23 protein-coding genes are annotated in these 22,866 nt (G+C 70.1%); 17 read left to right on the top strand and 6 right to left on the bottom strand.

The window, feature by feature from the left end:
- Positions 1-292: 292 nt before the first annotated feature.
- Positions 293-1,069, bottom strand: coding sequence for an ABC transporter ATP-binding protein (locus IEZ08_RS27075; RefSeq protein ID WP_068921770.1), 777 nt, complete (start codon positions 1,067-1,069; stop codon positions 293-295).
- A gap of 249 nt (positions 1,070-1,318) precedes the next feature.
- On the opposite strand from IEZ08_RS27075, the gene IEZ08_RS27070 reads away from it, so the two are divergent.
- Positions 1,319-2,638 (top strand): flavin-dependent oxidoreductase, encoded by a 1,320-nt coding sequence (locus IEZ08_RS27070; protein WP_229803528.1) that lies wholly within the window; start codon positions 1,319-1,321, stop codon positions 2,636-2,638.
- Between the two features lie 4 nt (positions 2,639-2,642).
- On the opposite strand, the gene IEZ08_RS27065 is transcribed toward IEZ08_RS27070, so the two are convergent.
- From IEZ08_RS27065 to IEZ08_RS27055, 3 genes are read right to left on the bottom strand one after another with little or no spacing between them, the layout of a single operon-like run.
- Positions 2,643-3,434: an ABC transporter permease gene (locus tag IEZ08_RS27065; RefSeq protein ID WP_189243243.1), complete on the bottom strand. Its 792-nt coding sequence runs from the start codon at positions 3,432-3,434 to the stop codon at positions 2,643-2,645.
- Positions 3,431-4,204, bottom strand: a complete 774-nt coding sequence (locus IEZ08_RS27060) for an ABC transporter permease (protein ID WP_068921773.1) — start codon at positions 4,202-4,204, stop codon at positions 3,431-3,433. The genes IEZ08_RS27065 and IEZ08_RS27060 overlap by 4 nt, the downstream gene beginning before the upstream one ends.
- On the bottom strand, positions 4,201-5,184 hold the full coding sequence (locus IEZ08_RS27055; protein ID WP_068921774.1) for an ABC transporter substrate-binding protein: 984 nt from the start codon (positions 5,182-5,184) through the stop codon (positions 4,201-4,203). Before IEZ08_RS27055 ends, IEZ08_RS27060 begins: the two co-directional genes overlap by 4 nt.
- Positions 5,185-5,646: 462 nt before the next feature.
- Here IEZ08_RS27055 and IEZ08_RS27050 point away from each other — a divergent pair, with 462 nt between their 5' ends.
- The 16 genes from IEZ08_RS27050 to dprA all read left to right on the top strand — a co-directional run bounded on the left by IEZ08_RS27050 (position 5,647) and on the right by dprA (position 20,794).
- A complete protein-coding gene (locus IEZ08_RS27050) occupies positions 5,647-8,514 on the top strand; it encodes a sensor histidine kinase (protein WP_141703663.1) in 2,868 nt (955 codons plus the stop codon).
- Between the two features lie 34 nt (positions 8,515-8,548).
- Complete coding sequence (locus IEZ08_RS27045; RefSeq protein ID WP_068921776.1) at positions 8,549-8,971, top strand: roadblock/LC7 domain-containing protein; 423 nt, start codon at positions 8,549-8,551, stop codon at positions 8,969-8,971.
- Positions 8,972-9,112: 141 nt separating this feature from the next.
- Positions 9,113-9,520: a DUF742 domain-containing protein gene (locus tag IEZ08_RS27040; RefSeq protein ID WP_084779636.1), complete on the top strand. Its 408-nt coding sequence runs from the start codon at positions 9,113-9,115 to the stop codon at positions 9,518-9,520.
- Positions 9,501-10,094, top strand: a complete 594-nt coding sequence (locus IEZ08_RS27035; RefSeq protein ID WP_189243242.1) for a GTP-binding protein — start codon at positions 9,501-9,503, stop codon at positions 10,092-10,094. Before IEZ08_RS27040 ends, IEZ08_RS27035 begins: the two co-directional genes overlap by 20 nt.
- 166 nt (positions 10,095-10,260) lie before the next feature.
- The gene (ffh, locus tag IEZ08_RS27030; RefSeq protein WP_068921779.1) at positions 10,261-11,811 is read left to right on the top strand and encodes a signal recognition particle protein; all 1,551 of its coding nucleotides are present in this window, start codon (positions 10,261-10,263) and stop codon (positions 11,809-11,811) included.
- Positions 11,812-12,267: 456 nt separating this feature from the next.
- On the top strand, positions 12,268-12,726 hold the full coding sequence (gene rpsP / locus IEZ08_RS27025) for a 30S ribosomal protein S16 (RefSeq protein ID WP_068921780.1): 459 nt from the start codon (positions 12,268-12,270) through the stop codon (positions 12,724-12,726).
- A 1-nt stretch (position 12,727) separates the two neighbouring features.
- Positions 12,728-12,970 carry an RNA-binding protein gene (locus IEZ08_RS27020; protein ID WP_068921781.1) on the top strand — a complete coding sequence of 81 codons (243 nt, stop codon included), beginning with the start codon at positions 12,728-12,730 and terminating at the stop codon, positions 12,968-12,970.
- Positions 12,971-13,119: 149 nt separating this feature from the next.
- Positions 13,120-13,653: a ribosome maturation factor RimM gene (gene rimM / locus IEZ08_RS27015; protein WP_189243241.1), complete on the top strand. Its 534-nt coding sequence runs from the start codon at positions 13,120-13,122 to the stop codon at positions 13,651-13,653.
- A 1-nt stretch (position 13,654) separates the two neighbouring features.
- Complete coding sequence (trmD, locus tag IEZ08_RS27010; protein WP_068921783.1) at positions 13,655-14,443, top strand: tRNA (guanosine(37)-N1)-methyltransferase TrmD; 789 nt, start codon at positions 13,655-13,657, stop codon at positions 14,441-14,443.
- Positions 14,444-14,601: 158 nt separating this feature from the next.
- A complete protein-coding gene (gene rplS / locus IEZ08_RS27005) occupies positions 14,602-14,955 on the top strand; it encodes a 50S ribosomal protein L19 (protein WP_068921784.1) in 354 nt (117 codons plus the stop codon).
- Between the two features lie 223 nt (positions 14,956-15,178).
- Complete coding sequence (gene lepB, locus IEZ08_RS27000) at positions 15,179-16,048, top strand: signal peptidase I (protein WP_068921785.1); 870 nt, start codon at positions 15,179-15,181, stop codon at positions 16,046-16,048.
- A 9-nt stretch (positions 16,049-16,057) separates the two neighbouring features.
- The gene (lepB, locus tag IEZ08_RS26995; RefSeq protein WP_189243240.1) at positions 16,058-16,687 is read left to right on the top strand and encodes a signal peptidase I; all 630 of its coding nucleotides are present in this window, start codon (positions 16,058-16,060) and stop codon (positions 16,685-16,687) included.
- A gap of 149 nt (positions 16,688-16,836) precedes the next feature.
- Positions 16,837-17,160, top strand: coding sequence for a DUF2469 domain-containing protein (locus IEZ08_RS26990; protein ID WP_067184127.1), 324 nt, complete (start codon positions 16,837-16,839; stop codon positions 17,158-17,160).
- A 454-nt stretch (positions 17,161-17,614) separates the two neighbouring features.
- Positions 17,615-17,968, top strand: a complete 354-nt coding sequence (locus IEZ08_RS26985) for a YraN family protein (protein WP_068921787.1) — start codon at positions 17,615-17,617, stop codon at positions 17,966-17,968.
- 52 nt (positions 17,969-18,020) lie between these two features.
- The gene (locus IEZ08_RS26980) at positions 18,021-19,613 is read left to right on the top strand and encodes a YifB family Mg chelatase-like AAA ATPase (protein ID WP_189243239.1); all 1,593 of its coding nucleotides are present in this window, start codon (positions 18,021-18,023) and stop codon (positions 19,611-19,613) included.
- Positions 19,610-20,794, top strand: a complete 1,185-nt coding sequence (dprA, locus tag IEZ08_RS26975; RefSeq protein ID WP_084779637.1) for a DNA-processing protein DprA — start codon at positions 19,610-19,612, stop codon at positions 20,792-20,794. The genes IEZ08_RS26980 and dprA overlap by 4 nt, the downstream gene beginning before the upstream one ends.
- Before the next feature lie 7 nt (positions 20,795-20,801).
- On the opposite strand, the gene IEZ08_RS26970 is transcribed toward dprA, so the two are convergent.
- Together IEZ08_RS26970 and IEZ08_RS26965 are read right to left on the bottom strand one after the other, a co-directional pair.
- Positions 20,802-21,365: a murein hydrolase activator EnvC family protein gene (locus IEZ08_RS26970; RefSeq protein WP_229803525.1), complete on the bottom strand. Its 564-nt coding sequence runs from the start codon at positions 21,363-21,365 to the stop codon at positions 20,802-20,804.
- A complete protein-coding gene (locus tag IEZ08_RS26965; protein ID WP_229803530.1) occupies positions 21,362-22,777 on the bottom strand; it encodes an MFS transporter in 1,416 nt (471 codons plus the stop codon). The genes IEZ08_RS26970 and IEZ08_RS26965 overlap by 4 nt, the downstream gene beginning before the upstream one ends.
- Between the last annotated feature and the right edge of the window lie 89 nt (positions 22,778-22,866).

Below are 22,866 nucleotides of genomic sequence, written 5' to 3'. Positions count from 1 at the left end.
CCAACCGGCCAGGACGACCTACACGCCAACCCGGTGATCGTTTCCGGTCACAGCACTAGGCGATGCGGATCGCGCCGTCGGGGGGAGACGGAGACGCCATCCGGGGAGTGATCGGGACAACGGCGGATCAGCGTAACCCTAAAACAAAGGAGAAAATTTCCCGCCGTACGGAACGGCGGGTGTTTTTCAGTCCGGGATCAGCGGCGTTGTGCGCGACAGCCGCGTGAAGCGCAAGGTGAAAAGGCGACGGGTCTCGGCCGGTCGGTGATTTTTGAAGCGGTCTTCAAATCCGTCATGACACGGAGGCTGTCTGCACGCCCCGGACCAGACGGCCGACCTCGGCGCGCAGGCGGACGAAATCCGGATTCTCCCGGGTGGAGATCTGGTTGCGCGGGCCGGGGAGGTCGACACGCAGATCCCCCACCACCCTCGCGGGCGCCTTGGAGAGCACCACGACCCGGTCTCCGACGTAGACGCTCTCGTCGATGTCGTGAGTGATCAGGACGATCGTCATCGAGTGGAGTTCTCTGACCTGGAGGACGAGGTCCTCCAGGTCTTCTCTGGTCTGGGCGTCCACGGAGCCGAAGGGCTCGTCCATCAGCATCAACGCGGGGCGGTAGGCCAGCGCCCGGGCGATCGCCACCCTCTGCTGCATGCCGCCGGACAGCTCGAAGGGGTACTTCCCGGAGGCGTCGGGCAGGCCCACCTGCTCAAGGGCCTCCTGGGCGGCCTCCCTGCGCCGGCGGCGGTCCATGCCCCGGCGGCGCAGGGGCAGCGCGACGTTGTCGCCCACGGACATCCACGGGAACAGCGAGCGGCTGTAGTCCTGGAAGACCACGGCGAGGTTGTCCGGGGTCTGCCGGACCGGGACTCCGCTCACGGTGACGGTTCCGCCGGTCGGCTGGATGAGACCGGCGATGGAACGCAGCAGGGTGGACTTTCCGCAGCCTGAAGGCCCGACGACGCAGAGGAGCTCACCCTGGGTGACGCTCAGGTCGAGCTGGTCGATCGCCCGGTGCGCGTTCTTGCCGGTGCCGTAGGTGTGGGTGAGGCCGGTGATCTCAAGCAAGGTGATTCCCTGGGGTGCGTCTCACGGGGATGTGGCCGGGGACCCTAGCGGAGCTCGGCCTCCGCGGCCCCATTGTGTCTGATTTATGTATATATGTTGGCCTGTGGGGCCAATGGGGAGTATTGGCGATATGGAATTAAATTAGCAGAGGGGAATTCTCAGGGTATATGTACAATCGATCTTCCCGAGCCTTCCCTGGGGGAGGCGCTCCGGCCCACCCCTCGCCCGGTGCTCCATGCCCTCCGAGCCGTGGACCCGGACGTCGGGGACAGGACACAAGCCCTCTGGGAGCACGGGACCGGGAAGGCCATGCGCGTTCTGATCATCGGTGGCGGCATCGGTGGGCTCACCGCGGCGCTGAGCCTCCACGCCGCGGGAATCGACTGCGCGGTCGCGGAGTCGGTCACGGAGCCGCGCCCCCTCGGCGTGGGGATCAACCTGCAGCCGCACGCCGTACGTGAGCTGACCGAACTGGGTCTGGAGAAGATGCTCGCGGGCATCGGGATCCCGATGAGCCACCTGACCTTCACCGACAGGTTCGGCGGAGTGATCCTGGAGCTGCCCCGGGGGACGCTCGGCGGCTACAACTGGCCCCAGTACGCCGTCCACCGCGGAGAGCTGCAGATGTCGCTGCTGAAGGCGGTACGGGAGCGGCTCGGTCCCGACACGGTCAGGACCGGGCTGTCACTGGAGGACTTCCAGCAGGACGGACGGGGGGTCACGGCGCTGCTGCGCGACATGCGGACCGGTGAGCGGGTGAAGGAGGCGGCCGACGTCCTCGTGGGCGCGGACGGAATCCACTCGACCGTCCGGGCGCGCCTGCACCCCGGCGACGGTCCGCTGTTGTGGAACGGGATCCGCATGTGGCGCGGCACGGTCGAGGGGGAGCCCTTCCTCGACGGGGGGACGCAGGTCGTCGCGGGTTCCAACCTGGCGGCCAAGTTCGTGGTCTACCCCATCGCGACCCGGCCGCGGGGGCGGGTGCTGATCAACTGGGTGGCCGAGGTGATGGTGTCCCGGCCCGGACCCGTCCCGGCCGTCGACTGGTCCAGGCGGGGACGCCTGGAGGACGTGCTCCCGTACTTCGACGGCTGGCGGTTCCCCTACCTGGACGTGCCGGCGATCATCGGGGGCACGGAGCGGATCCTGGAGTACCCCATGGTGGACAGGGAACCGCTTCCCCGGTGGGGCCGGGACAGGGTGACCCTGCTGGGGGACGCCGCCCACCCGATGTATCCGGTGGGAGCCAACGGCGGCTCGCAGGCCGTACTGGACGCCCGCGTCCTGGCCAGGGAGCTGGCCACCGCGGCCGATCCGGCCGGCGGGCTGGCCCGCTACGAGGCGGAGCGCGGGCCCGTGACCGCCGGTCTGGTGCTCGCCCACCGCGAGCTGCCGATGGAGCGCACCATCGCGATGATCAACGAGCGGGCCCCCGGCGGGTTCGCCGACATCACCGAGGTGCTCACGCCGGCGGAGCTGGCGGAGATGGCCGCCGCTCAGCGGCGGATCACGGACGAGGACGTCAAGTTCCTCAACGAGCGGGCCTCGTGGAGCGTCGGCGGCCGGTGACCGGTCACCCGTTCGTGCGGGCGGCGCGGTGCCAGGTGAGCAGGCGCCGTTCGACGCGGAGGAACGCGGCGTTGAGCACGAGCCCCAGCGCGCCGAGGATGACGATGGCGGTCCACATGGAGGGGATGTCCACCTGGCTCTGGGCGACCAGCATGTGGTAGCCGACCCCTTCGGTGCTGCCGACGTACTCCGAGATGATCATCATGATCAGGGCCAGCGCGACGCTGAGCCGCAGCCCCGCGAAGATCTTGGGAGCCGCCGCGGGAAGGATGACCCTGGTCACCCGCTGGACCCGGGAGACGCCGAACGCCTCACAGGTCTCCAGATACTTGCGGTCCACGTAGCGGGCGCCGTCGAGCGAGTTGATGAGCACGGGCCAGACGACACCGAAGACGATGGCGGCGAGCTGGAGGGGCGTTCCGACTCCCGTCATGGTCATGAAGATCGGGATCATCATCGGCGGGGGGACCGAGCGGAAGAAATGGATCAGAGGGCTGACGCAGTCGTACATCACCGCCGAGCGGCCCAGCGCCACCCCGACGGCGACGGCCACCGCGCAGGCCGCGCCCCAGCCCAGGACCAGGCGGCCCAGGCTGGGCAGCAGATGATCGATCGACTCCTGGGTGAGGAACGCCCGGGTGAACGGCCCCGAGAACCACAGCTCGTGCAGGCGGACCAGGATCGTGGAGGGAGGGGGGAAATAGACCGCCTCCGCGATTCTGGTGATCACCTCCCATGTGACGAGGGCGACCGGAATGATCCACAACCGGGCGATTCGCGTGATCACCCTGCTCATGTCACGTCCTCTCCGGCCTGCACGTGGTGCCAGCGGAAGACCCGCCGTTCCACCCCCGCCAGGAACGAGTTGATCAGAAGGCCGATGAGGCCCGTCCAGGCGGTGGCCGCGATCATCAGATCCCGGCGGTTGCCCGCCGCCGCGTCGCTGACGAAGGTGCCGATGCCGTCGCCGCCCGCCATGAGCTCCACGCTCACCGCGACGATGAGGGCGACCGAGGCCGAGATCCGCACGCCGGTGGTGATGAACGGTGCGGCGCTCGGCAGGGACACCCGCCGCACCACGTCGTAGGAGCCGAAGCCGAAGCTGCGCAGCGTCTCCTTCGCCAGGGGGTCGACGTCGCGCATGCCGTACAGCGTGTTGATCAGCACCGCCCAGAAGGAGGTGTAGACGATCAGTGCGATCTTCCCCTGCTCGCCCACGGTGAACAGGAAGAGCGCCAGCGGGAGCAGGGCCACCGAAGGGATCGGGCGCAGGAACTCCACCAGGGGGCGCACCGCGCGCTCGACCGCCGGCATGGTTCCCAGCACGACTCCGGACGGTACGGCCACCGCGACGGCGATCAGCAGTCCGGCCGCGGACGAGGAGAGGGTGATGCCGACGCCGGTGAGGAACTCCTCGTCCGACAGGAGTCCGAACGCGCCGGCGAGGATGGAGGAGACGAGCGGGAGGGTGTAGGGGTCGACGACCCCGGTCCGGCCCAGGACCTCCATGACGAGGAGGAACCCCGCGACGCCCAGAGCGCCGCGGAGTACCGCGTTCCTGTTCATTGCGGGGCGGAGGCCAGAAGCGTGGTGGCGTCAACCTTGTTCTTGATGATCTGGAACTCGCTCAGCAGGTCGGCCACGCGCTGGACGCGGGAGGGGTTGAGCGAGGTGGAGAAGGTGCCCATCGCCATGCTCGACGCCACCTCGGCGGGAATCTGGGTGAAGCCCGGGATGACCTTGTTGAGCTCCTGCCGGTCGGTGGCGGCGATCTGCTGGGCCTTGTTGATGGCGCGCTGGAAGGCGGCGGCGGTCTTCGGGTACTTGGAGATCCACTCGTCCGTGGCGGCCCAGCCGTCGAGGGGGAGACCCTCGGTCTGGCCGGACAGGGTGTCGATCAGGACGCGGGCCCCGAGGTCCTTCTGCGCGGCGGAGATGTAGGGCTCGACCAGCCACGCGGCGTCGACGGTGCCCGCCTTGAGCTGGGCGAGCTGCTCGGCGAACGGCACGGGCACGAACTTGACGTCGGCCGGCGTCAGCCCGTGGACCTTCAGCTGCGCGCTGATGGTGACCTCGCCGAGGGCCTTGACCACGTTGACCGCGATCTTCTTGCCCTTGAGGTCCTTCGGCTCCTTCAGGGGCGAGTCCTTGACGACCATCACCGCGTTGATGCCGGGCGCGCCCTGCTGCGACTCGGCGAGCATCTTGAGCTTGGCCGCACCCGAGTCACTGATCGTGATCAGTGAGACGTAGCTGGTCAGGAAGGCGTCGATGCTGCCGTTGAGGATCTTGGGCATGACCGCCTGCGGAGCCTGGATGGTCTCCGTCTTGATGGTCAGTCCCTCCTCCTTGAAGAACCCCTTCTCCTGGGCGATGAAGAGGGGGGCGGAGGAGGGCACGGGGACGACGCCGATGTTGAGCTCGGTCTTCTCCAGGCCCTTCGCGTTCGAGGGCGCGGCGGCGGTTTCCGAACCGCCGCAGGAGGCGAGCGCAAGAACGGTGACCAGCCCGATGAGGGAATGACGGACAGCGCGTCCATTCCTCATGGAATGTCTCCTTAGTTGAGGGGTGTCACATTCCCGTCGTACGGGCCCGTGCGCGGGAGGTTGCGACGCGACGGCGCGTCAGCCTAGCGGATACTTGATCGCTAATCCCATGGATGTCACTTATGTAGTGATATAAACACTTATTTGAGGATATATGTTAGGTATTTCCCTTATGTCTGTTTTGTGTACTTTATGCGGAAATACGTAAAACGGCTTGCCACTTTTGTCTTATTCGCCACATCGGTATCGTTATGCTCAAATAGGCCACGCTTACAGGATGTCGTCATGAGTGCATCCGTGTTTCACGCGTGACACCCCCCAATTTCCGGTGAGAGGTAGCCCAGGCCGGTGACCATTCAATTAGCCCGGGATGACCGTAAATCCAGCGTCGTGCCACAAGTCCCCGGTGACCGGGACGCGACCCTGCGAACGGGCCACCGCCTGGCGCTGAAGAATTGGCGCGTGCGATCCCGTCTCGTCGCACTGGTGCTCGTCCCCACGGTCGTCGGTATCGTGCTCGGCTCCATGAGCGTCGTCTCCTCCCTCCGCCGAGCCGACCACTACGGGCAGGTGAACGAGACCGCGACGCTGGCCAGCCGCCTCGGCGCGCTGGCCCACGAACTGGCTTTCGAACGCGACCTCTCCGCGAGGTTCATCGCGAGCGGCCGGCCCGAGGACGGGCTCGCCGCGCTGAACAGACAGCACCGGAAGGTCGACGAGGCGGCCACGGCCGCGCAGGAGCACATGAAGCTCGCCCGGGACATCGTCGGGCAGATCTCCGCCGAGGAGTTCCAGCGCATCGACAACCGGCTGTCGGAGATCGACGCCCTCCGCACCGCCGTCACCGGGACGAACCTGCAGGCCCAGCCCGCCGTCGACATCTACTCCCGGCCCATCGCCGACCTGCTGTCGCTCCACGACAACATCAGCCAGGGAGAGTCCGACAGCCCGCTCATCCGCAGCGTCACCGCGCTGCGCGCGCTGGCCAGGGCGAAGGACGAGATGTCGAAGGAGCGGGCGACGCTCTCCATCGCCCTGCAGGCCGGGCGGTTCGACACCGCCGGCATGGACGCGGCGGCCTCCGCCCGCACCCAGCGCGACAGCGAGCTGAACGTGTTCCGTTCCGAGGCGTCCCTGGAACAACGCCAGCTCTACGACGACACCGTCACCGGCAAGAAGGTCGACAACGCGGAGTTCATCCGGGCCCGCGCACTCGTGCTCGGCCAGGAACGCGACTTCCTGAAGAACATCACGACCGGACGCGGAACCGAGGCGAGCCGGTGGTTCGACGCGGCCACCGACACGGTCAACCGCATGTACTCGGTCGAGCGGGAGCTCCTCGACTTCGTCATCGCGCGCAGCGCCGCGCTCGGGGAGCAGGAGCGGCGCAACGGACTCGTCTCCGCGGGCGTGATCATCGCCCTCCTCCTCGTCGTCCTGCTGATCACCGCCGTCATGGCCCGGTCGCTGGTCAAGCCGCTCCGCAGGCTGCGGACCGAGGCGTTGTCCATCGCGGGACAGCGCCTCCCCGAAACCGTGCAGAGCCTCCGGGAGAGCGGTGACGTGCCCTCGGCCGAGGTCGCGCCCATCGGGGTGGTCTCGGACGACGAGATCGGCGAGGTGGCCCGGGCCTTCGACGAGGTCCACCGCGAGGCCGTACGGCTGGCGGGCGAGGAGGCGTCGCTGCGGAGCAACGTCAACGCGATGTTCGTCAACCTCTCCCGCCGCAGCCAGACCCTGGTCGAACGCCAGCTGGCGCTCATCGAGAGCCTCGAACAGGGCGAGCAGGACGAGAACCGCCTCGGCAGCCTGTTCCGGCTGGACCACCTGGCCACCCGTATGCGCCGCAACAGCGAGAACCTCCTGGTCCTCGCCGGACAGGAACCCGCGCGCCGGTGGAGCCAGCCCATCCCTCTGATCGACGTGGTCCGCGCCTCCCTGTCGGAGGTGGAGAGCTACGAGAGGGTGGAGCTGCGGATCTCCGGCGGGATCTCCGTGGCCGGCACCTGCGTCAACGACGTGGTGCACCTGATCGCCGAGCTGGTGGAGAACGCCATCTCCTTCTCTCCCCGCGAGACGAAGGTCATCGTGTCCAGCAACCGCATCGACGGCGGCGGCGTGATGATCTCCGTCGCCGACCTCGGCATCGGCATGACCTCCGAGGAACTCGCGCAGGTCAACCACCGGCTGGCCCACCCGCCGGTGGTGGACGTCTCGGTCTCCCGCCGGATGGGCCTGTTCGTGGTCGGCCGCCTGGCCCTGCGGCACGGCATCCGCGTCCAGCTCAGACAGCAGGACACCGGCGGCCTGACCGCCATGGTGCTGCTGCCGGAGGAACTGCTCGCGGCCGCCGGCGCAGGACCGGTGCCGGGCATGCCGGCCGCGGTGCAGGGCGGCTGGGGAGGCCCGGCACCGCAGGCGCCTCCGATGCCGCCTCCGGTGCCGCAGAGCAGCGGGAACTGGGCATCGGTGCCCTCGATCCCGCAGGGGAGCTCCGACTGGGGGCAGGTGACCCCGCCGGTGCTGGCCAGCCCGGTCACGCTGGACGGCGGGCGGCCCGCGTTCTCCTCGTTCGAGGCCGCCCAGCAGGCGTTCAACTCCTTCGACGCGGGACAGTCCGACTCCTTCCACTCCGGGTCCCTGTTCTCCGCGGGCGGCGGGAATGCCGGTCAGGCGCCGGTCGACACCCCGTGGCCGGCCCAGGCGCCCCCGCCGGGGGCCGTACCGGGCTGGCCCAGCACCTTCCCGCCGGACTCCGGATCGTGGGCGGACTCCTCCGCCGGGCCGCCGGGCCGGCGCGGGTTCGGGATGGAGCCCGAGGCCACCGGGCCGCTGCCCGTGGTGCCGGCCTCCCACCCCCTGGAGGAGGAACGGGAGGAGTTCCTGCCGATCTTCGCGGCGGTGGAGTCCGACTGGTTCAGGAAAGCCGACCCCCCCGCCCACGTCCCCGCCCCGGCGGCCCGCGACGAGGACGCGCAGGAGACCACCACGGTCCAGGCTCCGCCGAGGAACGCCTGGTCCTCGCCCGCCGACGCGGGCTGGCAGGCGGCCCGGGCGGCTCAGGATCCCTCGCTCGGCGGGGTCACCGGCGCCGGGCTGCCCAAGCGGGTGCCCAAGGCGAACCTGGTGCCCGGCTCGGCCGTGCCCGCCTCGTCCCCGGCCCCCCCGCCCGCCCCGCGGCCGTCCGTCTCCCCGGAGGCGGTGCGCAGCCGGCTGTCGAGCTTCCAGCGGGGAGTACGGCAGGGCCGGGCCGTGGCCAGAGGCGAAGTCGACGAAGGACACACGTATCCCGCTCCCGGCGGGAGCGTTGAAGGAAATGAGGACCGGTGAGAGAACCCATCACCATGGCCGAGGAGGACGACCCGTGCGTGAGTTGAGCCAGGCCGCTCGCGGAGTCAACTGGTTGATCACCGACTTCGTGAACAACGTTCCCGGCGTCGCGCACACGGTCGTCGTGTCGACGGACGGTCTGCCGCTGGCGTTCTCGGACGGGTTCCCCCGGGACAGGGCGGACCAGCTGGCCGCGGTCGCGTCCGGCCTGCTCAGCCTGACCCAGGGCGCGTCCCGGGTCTTCGAGGGCGGCGGCGTGACCCAGACCGTGGTGGAGATGCAGCGAGGGCTGCTCCTCATCATGGCGATCAGCGATGGTTCCTGCCTCGCCGTGCTGGCCGCCCCGGACTGCGACATGGGTCTGGTGGCGTACCAGATGACCCTGCTGGTCGAACGGGCCGGCCAGGTGCTGACCCCGGCCGTCCGAGCCGAGCTCCAGGCCTCCCACCCCCGGTGAGGCTCCGCGAAGGCGCCGGCCGCGGCCGGCCGGGCCGTGGCGCTCCGGCGCCACGGCAGAAACTGTCCCTAGGAGGGTGCCGTGGCAGACCATGGCTGGACCGGTGGGGGAGACCCGACGGGCGGGCCACCCTACCGGCCGATGGACGACGCCCACCGGCAGGGCGGTCCTCCACACCATGTGCAACACCATGTGCGACCGGCGCCGGCGGAGCAGAGCTCCCTGGTCAGGCCGTACGCCGTGACCGGAGGGCGGACCGCCCCCCGGACCCAGCTCGCCATGGAGGCCCTGGTCTCCTCGGCGATGTCGATCCATCACGATCTATCCACCCGCACGCCGGAGTACCAGGCCATCGGCGCCCTGTGCCGGCATGTGCGTTCGGTCGCTGAGATCTCGGCGATGCTCCGCATCCCCCTCGGTGTCACCAGGATCCTGGTCGCCGACATGGCGGCCGAGGGGCTGGTCCAGCTGCACCAACCGCAGCTGAACGCGGGAAAGCCGGATCTCAACCTGCTGGAAAGGGTGCTCAGTGGACTTCGCAGGCTCTAGCCGCGGTGGCGGCCTCACCTCGACCAAGATTGTCGTCGCGGGCGGGTTCGGCGTCGGCAAGACCACATTCGTGGGCGCCGTGTCCGAGATCCTCCCGTTGACCACCGAGGCGGTCATGACCGAGGCCAGCTCGGGTGTCGACGACCTCGGCATGACCCCGAACAAGACGACCACCACGGTGGCGATGGACTTCGGCCGGGTCTCGCTGGACAGCGATCTGATCTTGTATCTGTTCGGTACGCCGGGTCAGCACCGGTTCTGGTTCATGTGGGATGACCTGGTGCGCGGTGCGATCGGCGCGATCGTGCTGGTCGACACCCGGCGGCTGGCCGACAGCTTCCCGGCGATCGACTACTTCGAGGAGGCCGGCCTCCCCTTCGTCGTGGCGCTCAACGGCTGGGACGGGACCTATCTGCACGGTGAGGAGGAGGTGCGGGAGGCGTTGACGCTCGCCCCCGACATCCCGATCTCGCGGACCGACGCGCGCTCCCGCGACGCGGTGAAGTCGACCCTGATCACCCTGGTCGAGCACGCGCTGACCATGCGGATGGCTGTTCCGGGCTGGGGCCGCTGAACCCGGCGGCGGGCCCCGGTCCCCCGGCGGGCCCCGCCGCCTGCGGGCCCCCTCCGGCTCACGGCGCCCCGCAGGGTGAGACCCCACCGGGGCGCCGGACCCGTCTCCCAGCGGATAGGCTGGGAGGTCGAGTCGCAGACCTGTAGCGCAGAGGCTGGCCAATCACGTGTTCGAGACGCTTTCCGACCGGCTCACATCGGTCTTCTCCTCCCTTCGGTCCAAGGGTCGGCTCTCCGATGCCGACATCGACGCGACCTGCCGCGAGATCCGTATCGCACTGCTCGAGGCCGACGTGGCGCTGCCCGTCGTCAAGACGTTCGTCGCCCAGGTCAAGGAGCGCGCCCGCGGCGCGGAGGTCTCCCAGGCGCTGAACCCGGCCCAGCAGGTCGTAAAGATCGTCAACGATGAGCTGATCGAGATTCTGGGCGGTGAGACCAGGCGGCTCCGCCTGGCCAAGAACCCGCCGACCGTCATCATGCTCGCGGGTCTCCAGGGTGCCGGTAAGACCACGCTGGCGGGCAAGCTCGCCCGCTGGCTGCGGGAGCAGAACCACGCCCCGCTGCTGGTCGCCGCCGACCTGCAGCGGCCCAACGCGGTCCAGCAGCTGTCCGTCGTGGCCGAGCGGGCGGGGGTGGCGGTCTACGCGCCCGAGCCCGGCAACGGCGTCGGAGACCCGATCGCGGTGGCCCGGCAGTCGATCGACCACGCCCGGCGGCAGCAGCACGACATCGTCATCATCGACACCGCCGGCCGCCTGGGCATCGACCAGGAGCTGATGAAGCAGGCCGCGGACATCCGCGACGCGGTCTCGCCCGACGAGGTCCTGTTCGTCGTCGACGCCATGATCGGTCAGGACGCCGTCTCCACGGCCCAGGCCTTCATGGAGGGCGTCGGTTTCGACGGCGTCGTGCTGACCAAGCTCGACGGCGACGCCCGCGGCGGCGCCGCCCTGTCGGTCCGCCACATCACCGGCAAGCCGATCATGTTCGCGTCCACCGGTGAGAAGCTCGAGGACTTCGACGCCTTCCACCCGGACCGGATGGCCTCCCGCATCCTCGACATGGGTGACATCCTCACCCTGATCGAGCAGGCCCAGAAGACCTTCGACGAGCAGGAAGCCGCCAAGATGGCGGGCAAGCTCACCTCGGGCGAGGGCTTCACGCTGGAGGACTTCCTCGAGCAGATGATGATGGTCCGCAAGATGGGCCCCATCAAGAACCTGCTCGGCATGATGCCCGGCATGGGGCAGATGCGCGACCAGCTCAACCAGATCGACGATCGCGATCTCGACCGCATCGCGGCCATCATCCGCTCGATGACGCCGGCCGAGCGCGCCGACCCGAAGATCATCAAGGGGTCGCGCCGCGAGCGCATCGCCAGGGGTTCCGGCGTCACGGTGACCGAGGTGAACAACCTCGTCGTCCGCTTCTTCGAGGCGCAGAAGGTGATGAAGCGGATGGCCGGCGGGCTGGGCCTCCCCGGCATGCCGGGCGGCCGCAAGGGCAAGGCCGCGCAGAAGAAGGCGGCCAAGGGGCGGCGCGTCAGCGGTGACCCGCGCAAGGCCGCGCTCGGCAAGGGCGCCGGAGCCGGTGCCGGGAGCAAGGCCCCCAACCTCGGCGGCGCGCTGGGGAACCTGGGCGCCGGCCAGCTCCCGCCCGGCATGGAACTGCCGCCGGGCTTCGACCCCTCCACGTTCAAGTTCCCGGGGCAGAAATGAGTGAGGACAAGTTCTACCGGCGCAGCCGGTGGATCTGGATGGTCATCATCATCGCCTTCATCGCCGTGGCGGCTCTGGAGCTGCTGGGGGTCCGGCCCAAGTAACCGGCCCGGACCCGCCGGACCTGCCGGACCTGCCGGACCTGCCGGACCTGCCGGACCTGCCTGGGGCCGCCGGGCGACCGCCTTCCCGCGGTCGTCCGGGCGGCGCCGGACCTGCCGGGCCGGGCCGCGGACAGGCGGATCGCCGAGATTTTCCCCACGTCACCGGGGAAGATGGAGGTTGTCTGACCGGGCACTCTCCCGCGTCTGGCACAATGGCATGTTGGAACATCCCGACCAGGTGGGCGCCCTCTAACCCCCGCCGGTCGTGCCTGTCCCTCGAACGGCCCGCTCTTCGTGCCCCACTCGATGAGACGCCGCTCACCCACGCTCTAATGCAGGAGAGACCACACCCGTGGCAGTCAAGATCAAGCTCAAGCGGCTCGGCATGATCCGCAACCCGCAGTACCGTGTCGTCATCGCCGACAGCCGCACCAAGCGTGACGGCCGGGCGATCGAGGAGATCGGCCTGTACCACCCCAAGGAGAACCCCTCGCGCATCGAGATCGACGCCGAGCGGGCGGCCTACTGGCTGGGTGTCGGCGCGCAGCCGACCGAGCCGGTGCTGAAGCTCCTCAAGATCACCGGTGACTGGCAGAAGTTCAAGGGCGAGCCCGCCCCGGCTCCGAAGCTCGTCGCCGAGCCCAAGCCGGACCGTCACGCCGCCTACGAGGCCGCGGCCAAGGAGACCCTGTCTCTCGACACCGCCACCACGCCGAAGAAGTCGGCCAAGAAGGCCCCGAAGGCCGACGAGGCCGCCGAGACCCCGGCCGAGCCGGTCGCCGCCGAGGAGAAGCCGGAAGGCGAGGCCTGAGGTGCTCGAGGAGGCCCTCGAGCACCTGGTGAAGGGCATCGTCGAGCATCCCGACGAGATCCAGGTCCGGGCTCGCCGCATCCGCAGCGGGCGCGTGCTTGAGGTCCGGGTCCACCCTGAGGACCTGGGCAAGGTCATCGGCCGTGGCGGCCGTACGGCCAAGGCGCTCCGCACCGTTGTGAACGCCCTTGGCGACGGCAAGTACATCCGGGTCGACCTGCTCGACCGGGATGAGATCCGCTGACGCCGCGGCCGACACGAGATCCACCGAGCGGACGGGTCATCCACCTCGTGGGTGACCCGTTTGTTTTTCTTTCCGCAGTCTCTTTTCCTGCGACTTTCCTGGGACTGCGTACGACACCTTATCCACACGACATCAGGGGAGAGACGGGCGTGCAGCTTGTCGTTGGCCGGATCGGCCGCCCGCACGGGCTCCGCGGCGAGGTGACCGTGGAAGTGCGCACCGACGACCCCGAGCGGCGTTTCGCCGCAGGGGAGACCATCGCCACCGACCCCGCCTCCGCCGGCCCGCTCGTCGTCGCGTCCCGGCGCTGGCACTCCGGGATCCTCCTGGTCCGCTTCGAGGGCGTGGACGACCGCGATCGAGCCGAGGGACTCCGCGGCACCACGCTCGTCATCGACTCGGCGGACATCCTCCCCTCCGACGATCCCGACGAGTTCTACGACCACCAGCTCATCGGCCTCACCGTGATCACCCCTGACGGGGAGCGGGTCGGGGAGGTGAGCGACGTGCTCCACCACGGTCAGGATCTCCTGGTGATCCGGCGGAGCGGCGGAGCGGCGGGGAAGACCGGGGAGGTCTACGTCCCGTTCGTGAAGGCCCTGGTCCCGGAGATCGACCTGGAGAACGGCACGCTCCTGGTCGACGCCCCGGCGGGCCTGCTGGACCCGGACCAGGCCGTCTGACATGCGCGTCGACATCATCTCCATCTTCCCCGAGTACTTCGCCCCGCTCGACGTCTCGCTCATCGGCAAGGCCCGCGAGCGCGGCATCCTCGACGTCCGCCTGCACCAGCTCCGCGACTGGACGTACGACGTGCACCGAACCGTGGACGACACCCCCTACGGCGGCGGCCCCGGCATGGTCATGAAGCCTGAGCCGTGGGGCGAGGCCATCGACGAGGTCCTCGCCGCGGACCCGGCCGCCACGCCCCGGATCATCGTCCCGACGCCGAGCGGCACGCCCTTCACCCAGAGACTCGCCATGGAGTACGCCGAGGAGCCCTGGCTGCTGTTCACCCCGGCCCGTTACGAGGGCATCGACTCGCGGGTCATGGCCGAGTACGGTGCCCGGCTGCGGGTGGACGAGGTCAGCATCGGCGACTACGTGCTCGCCGGGGGTGAGGCCGCGGTGCTGGTGATGGTCGAGGCGATCGGACGGCTCCTGCCGGGGGTGCTGGGCAACGCCTGCTCGGTGGCGGACGACTCCTTCGCCCCGGGCAGCATGGAGAACCTCCTCGAAGGTCCGGTCTACACCAAGCCACCGCGGTGGCGGGGGCACGAGGTGCCGGAGGTGCTGCTCTCCGGTCACCACGGGAAGGTCGCCCGGTGGCGGCGGGACGAGGCGCTGCGCCGTACCGCGAAGAACCGGCCCGAGCTGCTCGCGACGCTCGACCTGCAGAACCTGGACAAGCACGACCGGCGGCTCCTGGAGGAGATCGGATTTCCGGTGGGCCGCGAAAATATGGCAGACTGAATCGTTGCCGCTGCCTGCCCGCAGGCCGGCGCGCGCCGCCGGGCCGACGGGCCCGGTTCTCAAGACATCTACCAGTCCAGCATGTGCGTCCACCGCGATGCCGCTTCCCCGCGGCCGGGTGGACCTCCGCGTGCTCGCGTAAATGAGGTACCACTGTCATGCACACGCTGATCACCGAGCTCGAGAAGGCCACGCTCCGCAGCGACGTCCCGGACTTCCGTCCCGGTGACACGCTCGAGGTGCACGTCCGGGTCATCGAGGGCAACCGCTCCCGAGTCCAGGTCTTCAAGGGCTTCGTCCTGCGCCGCCAGGGCGGCGGCGCCCGCGAGACCTTCACCGTCCGCAAGATCAGCTACGGTGTCGGCGTCGAGCGCACCTTCCCGGTCCACAGCCCGGTCATCGAGAAGATCACCGTTGTGACCCGTGGTGACGTCCGCCGCGCCAAGCTCTACTACATGCGCGACCTGCGCGGCAAGGCCGCCCGCATCCGCGAGCGTCGCGAGGCCCGCTGACGGTTCACGGCTCCGGCCCGTCCTCCTTCCGGAGGGCGGGCCGTCCCCATGTGGGGCCGCGGCGCGCCCGGCTGATGTTCCCGGGGATATGTGGAAAAGTCCCCGGCGGGAGGGCTTCCCCGCCGGGGGCCTGGGCTCCTCCGTGGGATCTTGTGGAATCCGGAGCAGCCCTTAACCACCGGCTCGACCACTGAGCTCCGGTCATCATCTAGGCTCGTCAGAGATGACTAGCGAAGACCGGGCGTGCGACGCAGCCTCGCATCGACCTGTCGAGGACGAGGTGGATGTGGTCGCGGAAGACACCAAGAAGACCGCCAAGAGCGACAAGGACAAGAAGAAGGGTTCCTTCTGGAAGGAACTGCCTGTCCTGGTCGTTGTCGCACTGGTTCTCGCGTTCCTGATCAAGACCTTCATCGTCCAGGCGTTCTACATCCCGTCGGAGTCGATGGAGAACACCCTCCTGAAGAACGACCGGGTCCTGGTCAACAAGCTCGTCTACCACGTCCGCGACATCGAACGCGGCGACGTGGTGGTCTTCTCGGGCGTGGATTCGTGGGACGGCGAGGTGGAGTACGAGGAGCCGTCCAACCCCATCGCGTCCTTCTTCCACTCGGTGGGCACCGCCTTCGGCGTGGTGCCCGGAGAGAAGGACTACATCAAGCGCGTCATCGGGATCCCCGGCGACACGGTGAAGTGCTGCGACGCCAAGGGCCGGGTCACCGTCAACGGGGTCCCCATCGACGAGGAGGCCTACCTCTACCCGAACGACGAGCCGTCCAAGGATCCCTTCGAGATCAAGGTTCCCCCGGGCCGGCTCTGGGTCATGGGCGACCACCGCGCGGTCTCCCTCGACTCCCGTGAGCACCAGGGCGACCCCGGTGGCGGCACGATCCCGGTCGACCAGGTGATCGGCCGGGCCTTCGTCATCGTCTGGCCCTTCTCCAGGGCCACCACTCTCCCCATCCCCGAGACGTTCAGCCAGCCGGCGCTGCGGACCGCCGCCGCCCTGGGAGGGGCCGTTCCCTTCCTCGGGGGCGTGGCGGGTGCCGTCCCGCTGGTGTTGTGGCGTCGTCGCAGGCTCGCAAGGCGGTAGCCGTACCTCATGACTGTTGAACCCGAGCGCAAGGAACCCGAGAACGAGCAGGACAAGCAGGACAAGCCCTCAGGCAAGAAGGGCGGCGGCCTGCGCGAGACCCTGTTCCTGCTGCTCTCCGGCGTCGTCGTGGCGCTGCTGCTGCAGGCATTCGTCTTCCAGTCGTTCTACATCCCGTCGGAGTCGATGGAGAACACCCTCCTGAAGAACGACCGGGTGGTGGTCAACAAGCTGCACGGCACGTCCGAGCGCGGCGACATCGTGGTCTTCAAGGGCTGGGGCGGCGAGGACACCATCAAGCGCGTCATCGCGGTCGGCGGTGACACGGTGAAGTGCTGCGACGCCAAGCGCCGGATCACCGTCAACGGGGTGCCCCTGCAGGAGGGCTACATCCACCCCGATGACCTCCCCTCGGGCGACGAGTTCGAGAAGGTCGTCCCCGCAGGACGGTTGTGGGTCATGGGCGACCACCGCTCCGCCTCCTACGACTCCCGCGGGCACGAGGAGCAGGAACAGAACGGAACGATCTCCGAGGACGACGTGATCGGCCGGGCCGTCGCGATCTACTGGCCGTTCTCGCGGGCGACCGTCCTGTCGAGACCGGACACGTTCACGCAGTCGTTCGGCAAGGGAGAGTAGGGAAACCCCAGGTCCGCGGGCACAGCCCGCCCCGGCCCGGCTCTTTGGCGGCGGCGTGGTCCGGATGGGGTGGAGTGATGGGGAACAATGAGGTGGGGGCCGGTATCGCCCGAGTGGGCGGGCCGGAAGGTGCGTGACAGGAGGACCGGATGAGCGCAGAAGATCTCGAGAAGTACGAAACTGAGATGGAGCTGCAGCTTTACCGTGAATACCGCGATGTCGTCGGCCTGTTCACCTATGTCGTGGAAACCGAACGGCGTTTCTATCTGACCAACTCCGTCGACCTGGACGTCCGTACGGCGGAGAACGGGGATGTGTTCTTCGACGTGAAGATGCAGGACGCCTGGGTGTGGGACATGTACCGCCCGGCCCGCTTCGTCAAGAACGTCCGTGTCGTCACCTTCAAGGACGTCAACGTGGAAGAACTGGCCAAGCCCGATCTCGAGATGCCCAAGGAGGGCTTCTCCGGCTGAGCGGCCCTTCCCCGCTCCGCCTCTGGCCGGCGGGCACCGCCGTCGTTCTTCACACCCCGTGTCACCCCGCCGGACCGGCACGGGTGCTTTCCTCTGCGGCCTCTTCCACCACCTGAAGCCGTACGGCCTTCCGGGACACCACCGCCCTCCCTCCGTACGGCCTCCCTCCGTACGGCCTCCCGGGGCATCACCGCCCTCCCTCCGTACGCCCTCCCTCCGTACGGCGCCTTGCCGCCCCCGCCCCGCTGTCGTGGTGGCCCCCCTCCCCTCGGGACGCCGGTAGGCGGATGCCCGGCGCCCCCTTACGGTCGCTCACCGTGGCTACGCCCGAACCTGCCGCCGGCCCGTGGTTTCCACAGGCGTCACCGGTTACCGGACCGGCGTCCACAGGATCGGGCCCGCTCCTCCGGAGGGGCTCCGGGGTGGGCGAAGGTCGGGGACCGGAGGTGGTTCCATGGCCATGAAGGACGAGCTCGGCAGGCACGGCGAACAGGTCGCCGTCGACTATCTGCTGACGCAGGGCATGCAGATCCTGGACCGTAACTGGCGCTGTTCCGACGGGGAGATCGACGTGGTCGCCCGGGACGGGCGGGCGCTTGTCCTGGTGGAGGTGAAAACCCGCTCCGGCCGGACGCACGGAACCGCTTTCGAGGCGGTGACCGAGGCGAAGCTCGCCCGGTTGCGCAGGCTCGCCGTCCAGTGGGTGAGAACGCGACGCGAGCGGTTCGACTCGATCCGGATCGATGTGGTGGCGCTGGAGCGCTTCGCCGGGGACTTCGCCATCCGCCACGAGCGGGGGGTGTGCTAGATGCCCTCCGGACTGTCATGGGTCATCCGCGTCGCCGGGGAGGTGGGATGACGTGGCCGTCGCACGCACCCGTTGCGTCTGCCTGATCGGGGTGACCGGCCACGTCGTCGACGTCGAAGCCGACGTGGGCAACGGCATGGCGGGCACGCATCTCATCGGCATGCTGGACACCGCGCTGAGCGAGGCGCGGGACCGGGTCCGTTCCGCCGTGGTCAACAGCCACCACCCCTGGCCCGACGCGCGCATCACCGTGAGCCTGTTCCCCGCCAGCCTGCCGAAACGGGGGAGCGCTTTCGACCTGGCCATAGCGGTCGCCCTGCTCGCCGCCGCGGGGGCGGTTCCCCGGGCGAAGGTCGCCTCTCTCTTCTTCCTCGGAGAGCTCGGGCTCGACGGCTCGATCAGGCCGGTCAGGGGTGTGCTCCCCGCCGTGCTCGCCGCCGCCGCCGCGGGTGCGCGCACGGTCGTGGTCCCGGCGCGCAACGCGGCTGAGGCGCATCTGGTGCCGGACCTGGAGGTGATCCCCGTGACGACCCTCGGTGAGCTGGTGGGATGGCTGCGCAGCGATGATCCGGTCAATCTGCCCACGCTCACGGACGGCCCGTTCCACAGTGAGCCCGGCTCCGACGGCGCGGTGGGTTCCGGTGGTGAGCCGGGGGCGCCGGATGGCGGGGCGGCGGAGCAGGTGGTCCCCGACCTGAAGGATGTGGCGGGGCAGCCGTTCGCCCGTCGTGCCGTCGAGGTCTGCGCCGCGGGAGGGCACAACCTCTGGATGCTGGGTCCGCCGGGCACCGGGAAGACCATGCTGGCCGAGCGGCTGCCCACGCTGCTGCCCCCGCTCGACCGTGAGCAGGCCCTTGAGGTGACCGCGATCCACTCGGTCGCCGGGACGTTGCCGGAGGGCCGCCCGCTGCTGGCCCGCGCGCCCTTCGTGGCTCCCCACCACACGGCGACCATCGCGGCCGTCATCGGCGGCGGCAGCGGGACCATCAGACCCGGGGCCGTCTCCCTGGCCCATCAGGGGGTCCTCTTCATGGACGAGGCCCCCGAATATCCGATGAGCGTCCTCGACGCGCTCCGCCAGCCCCTGGAGTCCGGCAAGGTGACGGTGTCCAGGTCCATGGGCTCGGTCACGTTCCCGGCCCGGTTCATGCTCGTGCTGGCCGCGAACCCGTGCCCGTGCGCGCGGCCGTCCCGGTCCGGGGATCCGTGCCGGTGCACCCCCACGACCCGCCGCCGTTACCTGGCAAGGCTCTCCGGGCCGTTGCTGGACCGGGTCGACGTCAAGGCCACGCTCCTGCGGTCGACCCGGCGGGAGCTGCTCGCCGACCGCCGGTTCATCGAGTCGAGCCAGGTCGTGGCCGAGCGGGTCCTGCTCGCCCGTGAGCGTGCCGCCGAGCGGTTCGCGGGCAGGCCGTGGCGGTGCAACGCGCATGTGCCCACCGGGGCCCTGCACGGCGAGTACCGCCTGCCGGCGAAGGCCATGGCGCCGCTGCTGAGCTGCCTGGATGCCGGGACGCTCAGCGCGCGGGGCCTCGACCGGGTGCTCAGGGTCGCCTGGACGCTGGCGGACCTCAGGGGCGGAGGGCGTCCGGGGGTGGAGGACACCAACTCCGCGCTCGGCCTCTGGCTGGGAGAGGAGCGGTGAACGACCGGCTCGCGCGGGTGGCGCTGATGCGGCTGGCCGAGCCCGACGACGCGGTGATGGGCGGGCTCGTGGCCTCCTGCGGCACGGAGTCCGCCGTCGCGCAGATCCGGGCGGGACGGCTGGACCCGCGGTTCGTCCGCTGGTTCGCGGACACCTGTGGGCAGGGCACCCGCGGAGTACGGGGGGACGAGGAGCCGACGGAGCGGCTCGGCCGGCTTCTCGCCTCCTGGAGCGCGCGTCTGGAGGGCACCGACCCCGGCCGGGACCTGGCGGAAGGAGCCCGGATCGGAGCACGCCTGATCATCCCCGGGGATCCGGAGTGGCCGACCCAGCTGGACGACCTTGGAGGGGTCCGGCCGCGTGCCCTGTGGCTGTGGGGCGAGGCGAACCTGCGCCTCTCCTGTCTCCGGTCGGTCGCGGTCGTCGGTTCCCGCGCCGCCACGCCGTACGGCGCGCACGTCGCGGCGGAGTTCGGCGCCGGACTGGGCGGCCGGGGGTACGGGGTGGTCTCCGGCGGCGCCTACGGCATCGACGGCGCGGCCCACCGCGGGGCCCTGGCGGGCGGCGCGTCCACCGTCGCCGTACTCGCCTGCGGTGTCGACGTGTCCTACCCCAGCGCGCACCACGACCTGTTCGCGGCCGTTCGCGAGCAGGGCCTGCTGGTGAGCGAGTGCCCGATGGGCGTCCGGCCGACCCGGCCGCGTTTCCTGGTCCGCAACCGGCTCATCGCCGCCCTGTCCCGGGGCACCGTGGTCGTCGAGGCCGCGGTGCGCAGCGGGGCGGTCAACACGGCCGGTCACGCCGTGGCGCTCAACCGGCACCTGGCCGCCGTGCCGGGACCGGTGACCTCGGATACGTCGGCGGGGTGTCACCGGCTGATCCGCCAGGGCGCGGCGACATGCGTCACCACTCCCGAGGAGATGATCGAGCTCGTCGGCACGATCGGGGACGACCTCGCCCCCGAGGCCCGGGGCCCGGTGCTCCCCCGTGACGTGCTCGCCCCCGAGACCCGCCGGGTGCTGGAGGCCGTACCGGCCCGGACCGGGGCGGGGCCCGCGACGATCGCCGTGGAGGCGGGCGTCGATCTGGAGACCGTGCTCTCCTGCCTCGGCGGCCTGGCCGCCGCGGGTTACGTCGAGCGGGTCCGCCGGGGGTGGCGCCTGCGTCCCGGCGGTCCGTGATCCCGGGTCAGGACGGGGCGCCGGTCCAGACGGGCAGGAGGCGGACCCGGCCGAGACCGAGCAGGAGGAGCGGGTCGAGATAGTCGCGATCACGGAGCAGCCCCCAGTGGAGGCAGGCGGCCGGGCAGTGCCCGGAGAGGGGCGCGGGGAGGTTCTCCAGGAGGCCGATCACCTCGCCGGACGCCACTGCCCGGCCCGGCCGCACCGACGCCCGGACGGGGAGGTAGGTCGTTCTCAGGCCACCTGGATGGATCACCGTGATGACCCCTCGCCCGGCGACCGGGCCGGCGTGGCCGACCCTGCCCGGACCCGCCGAGCGGATCTCCGCCCCGGGGGCCGCGGCGAGGTCGACGCCCCGGTGCCCGGGGAGCCAGGGCTGCGGGGGAGGGGCGAAGCCTCGCAGGATCCGGGGACGGCCGGGCAGGGGCCACTGCCATCGGGGCGGGGGTTGCGCCGCCCTCTGGTGTGCGGGGAAAGGGGCCGGGGAGTGGGCGGGGATCGGCCGGTCGGCGGGGGCGGTGGTCACCAGGGCCGGCAGGAGGGCGAGGACGGTGAGGATGCGCGTGGTCACATCCGCAAGGATGAGATCGGCCATGCGTGCGTGATGAACCGATCGGGATTCTGGGGACAGTCGGACAGGGCTGTGGACGGGCGGCGGACGCCGTACCGGACGAGATCGTCGCCGGGGCGGGTGGATCGGGCTCCGCGCCGGGTGGACTCGCCGTCGTACCGGATGGACCCGCCGCCGTACAGGCGCATCTCACGGCCGTGGGAGAGCCGCCCGCCGTCGTCCGGCGCGCGCCGCCCGGCGCCGGGACCGAGCGGGGAGCGCCAGATCAGCGGGATGGCCGACGTCACCCCCGCCGCGCAGATCCACAACACCGGGCGCAGGCCCAGCAGTTCGCCGAGCAGACCGCCGGCGAGACCGCCGAGGGCGAGCACGCCCTGGATGGCGAAGACCATCGTGGCGTTGACCCGGCCGAGCAGCTCGGCGGGGGCCTCGCGGAGGACGATGGCGCCGAAGCAGACGGAGAAGGCGACGACGGCCGCACCGGAGATCAGGGTGCTGGCGGACATGAGCGCGAATTTGGCCCAGGCCGGGCCGGAGGCGAGCGCCGCGGTCACGAAGTCCAGCGGGAAGATCAGCACCGCGTAGACCAGCATGCGGTTCTCGCCGACCCGCTCGACCAGGCGCGCGGTGACGGCGGCGCCCAGCAGGCCGCCCGTGCCGAAGACGGCGACGAGCGCGCCGACCATGCCTGAGGGCAGGGAGAGAACGGTGATCGCGTAGATGACGAACAGGGCCATGTAGGCGCTGCCGAAGAAGTTGATCACCACTCCGGCGCCGCAGAGCGCGCGGAGTGCCGGATGCCCGGTGACCGCGGCCAGCCCTTCCCGGATCTCGGTCCGCATCCCCCGGCGTCCGGCCGGGGTGTGGTTCTCCGGGGCCCTGATGCTCTGGATCAGGAACGCCGAGGCCAGGAACGACACCGCGTTGACCAGCATCGCCAGCGGTGCGGTGACGAGCTGGACGAGGGCTCCGGCCAGGCCGGGACCGCCGACGGCGGCCAGCGAGTAGGCCGACTGGAAGCCCGCGAGGGCCTGGGGCCGCTGGCTCTCGTGGACCACCGAGGTCAGGTGCGGGAAGGTGAAGGCCCGGAAGACCGTCGCGCAGGAGCCGACGGCGAAGGTCACCGCGATCAGCCACGGCACGGTCAGCAGGCCGGTGATCCAGGCCAGGGGGATCGAGGCCGCGGCGACGGCGGAGATCGCCTCGCAGGCGACCATGACCGGCCGGTGGTGCCGTCTGCGGTCGGCGACGGCCCCGGACTGGAGTCCGATCAGCAGGTAGGGGAGCGAGGCGGCGGCGGTGAGCACCCCCATCTGGACGGGGGAGGCGCCGAGCAGGGTGGCGGCGGTCAGCGGGACGGCGAGACGGGAGACCTCGGTGCCGGTCTCGGAGACGGCGCGGGCGGAGAGCAGCAGCCGGTAGTCGCGCTGCCTGCGGAGGGGGGGCGGGCTGGAGCATCAGGCGTCACGAGCCTTTCTGAAGGGTTCGCTTCATATTTATG

It is taken from the genome of Planobispora rosea, assembly GCF_014648175.1.
Taxonomy (GTDB): Bacteria; Actinomycetota; Actinomycetes; order Streptosporangiales; family Streptosporangiaceae; genus Planobispora; species Planobispora rosea.
Note: the sequence above shows the minus strand (reverse complement) of the source record. Positions and strands in the feature narration are given on the sequence as shown.

What these genes read in the sequence shown, in the direction of transcription:
- IEZ08_RS27065 (WP_189243243.1), bottom strand. Translation starts at nt 3,434, where the DNA reads ATGAGCAGGGTGATCACGCGAATCGCCCGGTTGTGGATCATTCCGGTC.
- IEZ08_RS27060 (WP_068921773.1), bottom strand. Translation starts at nt 4,204, where the DNA reads ATGAACAGGAACGCGGTACTCCGCGGCGCTCTGGGCGTCGCGGGGTTC.
- IEZ08_RS27055 (WP_068921774.1), bottom strand. Translation starts at nt 5,184, where the DNA reads ATGAGGAATGGACGCGCTGTCCGTCATTCCCTCATCGGGCTGGTCACC.
- IEZ08_RS27040 (WP_084779636.1), top strand. Translation starts at nt 9,113, where the DNA reads ATGGACGACGCCCACCGGCAGGGCGGTCCTCCACACCATGTGCAACAC.
- trmD (WP_068921783.1), top strand. Translation starts at nt 13,655, where the DNA reads ATGCGCGTCGACATCATCTCCATCTTCCCCGAGTACTTCGCCCCGCTC.
- rplS (WP_068921784.1), top strand. Translation starts at nt 14,602, where the DNA reads ATGCACACGCTGATCACCGAGCTCGAGAAGGCCACGCTCCGCAGCGAC.
- lepB (WP_068921785.1), top strand. Translation starts at nt 15,179, where the DNA reads ATGACTAGCGAAGACCGGGCGTGCGACGCAGCCTCGCATCGACCTGTC.
- lepB (WP_189243240.1), top strand. Translation starts at nt 16,058, where the DNA reads ATGACTGTTGAACCCGAGCGCAAGGAACCCGAGAACGAGCAGGACAAG.
- IEZ08_RS26990 (WP_067184127.1), top strand. Translation starts at nt 16,837, where the DNA reads ATGAGCGCAGAAGATCTCGAGAAGTACGAAACTGAGATGGAGCTGCAG.
- IEZ08_RS26985 (WP_068921787.1), top strand. Translation starts at nt 17,615, where the DNA reads ATGGCCATGAAGGACGAGCTCGGCAGGCACGGCGAACAGGTCGCCGTC.